Source organism: Catenulispora rubra (genome assembly GCF_015356825.1).
Taxonomy (GTDB): Bacteria; Actinomycetota; Actinomycetes; order Streptomycetales; family Catenulisporaceae; genus Catenulispora; species Catenulispora rubra.
The window spans coordinates 1-5,785 of sequence record NZ_JAACYW010000460.1 but is presented as its reverse complement, the minus strand read 5'-3'; the positions used below and the strand labels follow the sequence as shown (position 1 = coordinate 5,785).

General features: G+C 69.2%; 8 protein-coding genes. 6 read left to right on the top strand and 2 right to left on the bottom strand.

Going from position 1 to position 5,785, the window contains the following annotated elements; genetic code table 11:
- Both GWK61_RS52120 and GWK61_RS57970 read right to left on the bottom strand, forming a co-directional pair.
- A partial coding sequence (locus GWK61_RS52120) for a hypothetical protein (protein ID WP_228564405.1) occupies window positions 1–363 on the bottom strand: 363 nt, incomplete at its 3' end.
- A 48-nt stretch (window positions 364–411) separates the two neighbouring features.
- Complete coding sequence (locus GWK61_RS57970; RefSeq protein WP_228564409.1) at window positions 412–564, bottom strand: hypothetical protein; 153 nt, start codon at window positions 562–564, stop codon at window positions 412–414.
- Between GWK61_RS57970 and GWK61_RS52115 the strand changes: the two genes are divergently transcribed.
- The 6 genes from GWK61_RS52115 to GWK61_RS52090 all read left to right on the top strand — a co-directional run bounded on the left by GWK61_RS52115 (window position 503) and on the right by GWK61_RS52090 (window position 5,686).
- Entirely contained in the window at window positions 503–898 is a 396-nt protein-coding gene (locus GWK61_RS52115) for a CAP domain-containing protein (RefSeq protein WP_323748170.1), read from the top strand. The two genes, GWK61_RS57970 and GWK61_RS52115, sit on opposite strands and share 62 nt — an antisense overlap.
- A 12-nt stretch (window positions 899–910) precedes the next feature.
- Entirely contained in the window at window positions 911–1,777 is an 867-nt protein-coding gene (locus tag GWK61_RS52110) for a fructosamine kinase family protein (RefSeq protein WP_194921647.1), read from the top strand.
- 37 nt (window positions 1,778–1,814) lie between these two features.
- Window positions 1,815–2,843, top strand: coding sequence for a zinc-binding dehydrogenase (locus tag GWK61_RS52105; protein WP_194921645.1), 1,029 nt, complete (start codon window positions 1,815–1,817; stop codon window positions 2,841–2,843).
- A 436-nt stretch (window positions 2,844–3,279) separates the two neighbouring features.
- Window positions 3,280–4,227: a YdcF family protein gene (locus tag GWK61_RS52100; RefSeq protein ID WP_228564407.1), complete on the top strand. Its 948-nt coding sequence runs from the start codon at window positions 3,280–3,282 to the stop codon at window positions 4,225–4,227.
- A 46-nt stretch (window positions 4,228–4,273) separates the two neighbouring features.
- Complete coding sequence (locus GWK61_RS52095) at window positions 4,274–4,864, top strand: 3'-5' exonuclease (protein WP_194921644.1); 591 nt, start codon at window positions 4,274–4,276, stop codon at window positions 4,862–4,864.
- Between the two features lie 144 nt (window positions 4,865–5,008).
- Complete coding sequence (locus GWK61_RS52090; RefSeq protein WP_194921642.1) at window positions 5,009–5,686, top strand: TetR/AcrR family transcriptional regulator; 678 nt, start codon at window positions 5,009–5,011, stop codon at window positions 5,684–5,686.
- Window positions 5,687–5,785: the final 99 nt, after the last annotated feature.

The following is a 5,785-nucleotide window of genomic DNA, read 5'->3' as shown; positions in this document are numbered from 1 at the left end:
ATCGTGGCAGGCGCAGGGGCCGGGGCAGGGGCCGACCAGCCACTCCCACCGCCGAATACCCAGAGCGGGGGCGCGATCCGCGGCCTCGCATTTCGCCGCCAAGGCCGCCGTCGCCTTGGCCGCGACGTCGGCGATCATCGGGGCCGTGGTGGTGACGACCGGGGCGACCGACTCCAAGGCCGACTCGCAGCCCGGCGGCGCCGTGACGTCGCTAAGCTCCGTTGATGGAAGCTCCACTTCCCTAGCCGCCACGCCCACGCCTTCGGATTCCCAGACGTCCACGTCCGTGTCGAGCAGCTCGGCCACGCCGTCGCCTCGTTCGGACTCCGCCAAGCCGACTCCGAGTACTTCGAAGAGCTCCATGAAGCCCCCCACGCAATCCACGGCCAGCTCGTCCGTATCGCAGAGTTCTCATCCAGCCTCGACGGGCGCTCCGTCCACTTCGTCGTCCTCGTCCAGCTCCTCCTCGTCGCAGTCGTCGCCGGCGAACCAGGTCCTGGCCGTGATCAACCAGGCGCGCGCCGGCCAGGGCTTGCCGCCGTTGACGCTCAGCGCCGGTCTCAACAAGAGCGCCTCAGCGCATACGTCTGTGATGTCGTCCGGCTGTGGTCTGTCGCACCAGTGCCCGGGCGAGCCGGCGCTCGGCGACCGCGAGACCGCCGCGGGCGTCTCGTGGTCGGCGGCGGGCGAGAACATCGGCGACGGCGGACCGGTGTCGGACACGAACGCCGCCATCGCCTCGATGGCCGTCGGCCTGACCAACAGCATGCTGGCCGAGCAGCCGCCGGACGACGGGCACCGTCGCAACATCCTGAGCACCGACTACCACCACATCGGGATATCGGTGTTCCGGGACAGCGGCGGCACGGTCTGGATGACGCAGGACTTCTCGGACTGAGAGTCTTGTCGCATGCAGGCCGACAAGACTGACGAGTTGACGCCCGATCTGCTTCCGCCGGGCACTCACGCACTCCGCAGTGAGCCCTTGACCGGAGGCGTGGCGCACACGGCCTGGCGGGTCGCGCTGTCCGATGGTCGCGAGGTCGTGGTGAAGGGCGGCCATTCCGTGCCGGAGGGCTTCTTCGGGCAGGAGGCCGAGAGCCTTGAGGCGCTGCGGGACATCGGCGGCCTGCCCACGCCGCGGATCCTGCACGTCGGTCCCCATTCGCTGGTCCTGGAAGCCCTGAACTCCGAACTGCCGGACAACCCGCACTTCTGGGAGGCCGCAGGCCGCGCCGTCGCCGGGCTGCACGGCCACGGTTCGGACCGCCACGGTTGGGACCACGACGGCATGCTCGGCCTGCTGCCGCAGGAGAACGCCTGGGACGAGGACGGGTTTCGGTTCTTCGCCGAACACCGGATCCTGCGCTATCTGCGCGAGCCGAGGGTCGAGGCGGCTTTCGAGACCGTGGAACTGCGCGCACTGGAGCGCTTGGCCGAGCGTCTTCCCCGCCTGCTTCCGGAGGCGCCCGCGGTGCTGGTCCACGGCGACCTGTGGCAGGCCAACATCATCGCCGACTTCGACGACCTTCCGGTGTTCATCGACCCGGCGGTGTACTACGGCTGGGCCGAGATCGACGTGAGCATGATGTATTGCACCGGCGGCGTGCCGGAGGAGTTCTTCGCCGCGTACCACGAGGTGCGTCCGCCGGTCGGCGACTGGCGGGAGCGTATGACGCTGCTGAACCTTCGCGAGTGGCTGTGCGTCGTCGCGCACTTCGGGGCGGAGGAGCGGTATGTGACGCTCATCCGTGAAGTGCTGAAGCGGTTCTCATAGGCTCTCGCCGATATACGTCTATGAGAGGAGCCGCACCATGGTGACGATGCGTGCCGTACGTCTGAACCTGTCGAACCCTTCCAGCCCCACCTTGAGCGTCGAGGACGTCGAGAAGCCGACGCCGGCGACCGGCGAGGTGCTGGTCAAGGTCGAGGCGGCGGGGGTCTGCCTGTCGGACGTCCACCTGGTGCGCGGCTACTTCGCCAGGCCCCGGCTGCTGGTCGGGGACACGGTCACGCTCGGTCACGAGATCGCCGGCACGGTCGCCGAGGTCGGGCCCGGCGTCACCACCTGGAAGCCTGGCGCCCGCGCGGTGCTCCAGGCCGGCGAGATCCGCGACGGCCAGGTCTGGACACGCGGCGTGGACTACGACGGCGGCTGGGCCGAGTACGCGCTGGCGCGCCAGGACACGCTGGTCGCCCTGCCGGACTCCATCCCCTTCGAGCAGGGCGCGATCATCCCGGACGCGGTGTCGACGCCATGGGGCGCCATCACCGCGACGGCCCACGTCGGCCCGGCCCAGTCGGTCGGCGTATGGGGCATCGGCGGCCTCGGCGCGCACGCGGTGCAACTCCTGCGCGCAATCGGCGCCTGCCCGATCATCGCCATCGACCCCTCCCCAGCCGCCCGCGACCGCGCCCTGGCCTTCGGCGCCGACCTGGCACTCGACTCCGCCGACCCTGACTTACGAACCACGATCCGCACCGCGACCAACGGCCTCGGCCTGGAGTACGCCTTCGACTTCGCCGGCGTGACCCCGGTCCGCGACCAGGCACTCCGGCAGCTGGCACCCGGCGGCAAGCTGATCCTGGTCGGCCTGAGCGGCCAGCCGATCACGATCGAGAACAGCACCCGCTTCCAGTCCGCGCAGTACCAACTCCTGGGGCATTACGGCTCCCCGGAGGACTCGGTCGCACAGCTGATCCGCCTGGAGGCCGGCGGACGGCTGAACTTCGCCCGGTCCATCTCCGGCGTGATGGGCCTGGAGGAGGCCGCCGAGGCGGTCGAGCGGCTGGAGAAGAAGGTCGGGGATCCGATCCGGATCGTGCTGCGGCCTTCGCTTTAGGGAGTCGGCTCACAAACGCGGCCGCCAGCCGCCAGACCAAACGCATGCGCAGTGACTCGGACCCATGCGTGGTCTTGCCTGCGAAAACCGCCAGCCGCCAGCGCAACCTGCGGGGCTCCACCGAACTGCGTCCCCTGCGAGGCCATCCAACCATTGGCGAAGCCGTCAAAAACGCCTGTAAACCACAGACCTACCGCACCTCACCCGACACCAGCACCTCCCGCATAGCGCAGCAGCCCCGTTCATAGGAACTCGCTAAAGACCTCCTAAGGATCCCCCCACAGCGTGCCGCCCAGGAGCGCAGCGCCCGGGTCCTCCATAAACTGGCCAGGTCAGGACATTCGGCCCGGCCGCTGCAGGGCCTCGACAGTCGGGAAGCACTCTGTTCGCCTACGTACTGGCCGCGCTGTTCGCGCTTCTGTTCGTCGACTCGGTGATGCGCGACCCGCGGGGGTTCCGCAACGCGGTGTTCCTCGGGCTGACGTTGTCGTTCCTCGGGCTGGGTCTGCTCTACGGAGTCACGCGGACGTCCGGCGACGGACGGGTGCTGGCGGTCATGGCGGTCGGGTTGCTGCCGACACTTGGCCTGATGGCCTTGGTGACGTTCCTGATCCTCAACGGCATGACGATGCTCCGCAAGGAGGGACGCACCGCCGCGAACCTGCTGTCCCTCGCCTGTGGGGTCGGCATCATCGCGCTGGTGCTGCTGCTGGTAGCGGCTGTGGTGGCTCGGCGGCATGTGCTGATCGCTCTGGCCGCCGCGGCAGTCCTCGTCGTCTGCTACTTGGCGTTCCTGTTCTTCTGTTACCTCACCTATGGGTTCCTCTACAGGCGGATGCCCATAAGGCGCGCCGTCGACTTCGTCGTGGTGCTCGGCGCCGGCCTGATGGGAGGCCGGCGGGTGTCGCCGCTGTTGGCGAGTCGGCTGGAACGCGGGCGCTCTGTATACGAATCGCTTGACGCGCAGAAGGGGCCGATGCTCATCGTGTCCGGCGGCAAGGGATCGGACGAGCGGCTGTCCGAGGCAGAGGCGATGGAGAGCTATCTGGTGGAGCGCGGGTTCCCCGCCGATCGGATCCTCAGAGAGGACCAGTCGCGGACGACGGAGGAAAACCTCATCTATAGCGCGGCGCTTATGCGGCAGTCGCGGCCAGAGGGCTACCGCTGCGTGGTCGTCACCAATGACTTCCACAGCTACCGCGCCGCGCTGATCGCGCGGGACCTCGGAGTGCCCGCTCAGGTGGTTGGATCGCCGACTGCCGCGTACTTCCTACCGAGCGCGACGATCAGGGAGTTCATCGCCGTCTTCGTGCGCTACTGGAAGGTGAACCTGCCGATCTGTGCGTTTCTGGCCGCGCCTGCTTTGGTGATGCTGCCGCGCTGAGGCGCGCCTTCGACACAGACGTGTGTCCGCCCTCGAAGATGGGTTGGTGAACGGATACGCGGTTGTCGATGTCGAGACGTCAGGGTTCCAGCCTCCGATCGCTGAGATCGTGGAGGTCGCGATCGTGCATGTGGACGTCGCCGGGCAGGTGACGGGAAGTTGGGACAGTCTGCTGCGACCGGAGGGCGGGGTCGGGGCGACGCGGGTGCACGGCATCACGCGGGAGATGGTGGAGCCGGCGCCGCGCTTCGAGGACGTCGGGCTCGACCTGCACGCGCTGCTCGCCGACCGGATCGTGGTCGCCCACAACCTGGCCTTCGACGCCAAGTTCCTGGTGACGCAGTTCGCGCGCATCGGCGTGCACTCCCCGGAGATCGCCGGCGGCGCCTGCACGCTGCGGACGTCGCAGGCACTGCTGCCCGGGCCCTCGTACAAGCTGCTGGACTGCTGCGAGGCGGTCGGGGTCCAACTGACCGACGCGCACAGCGCGCTCGGCGACGCGCTGGCGACCGCGCGGCTGCTCGGGTTCTTCCTGCAGCGCGGGGTGAACGTCGGCGGGATGGCGGTACGGCCGCAGGCGGCGGTGCCACAACCCCGTGCCGAGCTTAGTGAGCTGTTCCTGTCCAGGTCGCGCTAGGTTCGGCGAGTTCCGGCGGCGGGGCGCGGACTGTTTCGACAGTTGAACGCCACCCGCCGCAGTCCGCTGCTTCGGGGCTACAGTGACGCGCAACTTGGGGAGCTCGCCGGCCAGCCGGCGTGAGAACCACAGCGGGGAACGGACATGAGTCAGAAGCCTGATACCACCGCCGACCACGAGCCGATCGCCCCCGGCGTCTACGCCCGAGCGCAGGCCCGCGGCCAGGAGGTGCTGCGCGCGTCGTTACTGGACGTCGCCGCGCGCCTCCTCGCTGCCGAAGGCCCCGCCGCCCTGACCATGCGCCGTATCGCCGCCGAAGCCGGCTGCTCGACCATGATCCTGTACAAGCACTTCGGCTCCAAGGACTCCATCGCCGCAGCCCTGTACCTCGAAGGCTTCGCGCGCCTCAAGCTCCACCTCGACGCCGTCCCGCGCGCCGCCGACCCCGCGGAGTACCTGGCGGCCGTCGGCCAGGCCTACCGCGAGAGCGCGCTGGCCGAACCGAACTTCTACGACGTCATGCACGGCCCCGGCATCCCCGGCTACAGCCCCGACGCCCGCGCCCGGGCGGCTGCCAGGCAAAGCCTTGCCGCGCTCCACATCGCCGCCCAGCGCTGCATCGAAGCCGGCATCTTCCGGCTCACCGCCGACCCCGAAGAGATCACCGACGTCCTCTGGGCTGCCGCGCACGGCATCATCAGCCTCGAACGTGCCGGCCACATCACGCCCGCGACCGCCGCCGTCCGCTACCGCACGATCACGACGGCAGCGGCGGCGGCGTTCGCTGTGACGCCGACTCCGACGCCAGCTCCAGCTGCTTAGCGAGCCGGCACCGTCGCGCGGGACGCTCACCCGACTTCCTCACTCAGCTCCTTCACCCAGCTCCTTCACCCAGCACCCTCACCCCCGACCCACAAACCG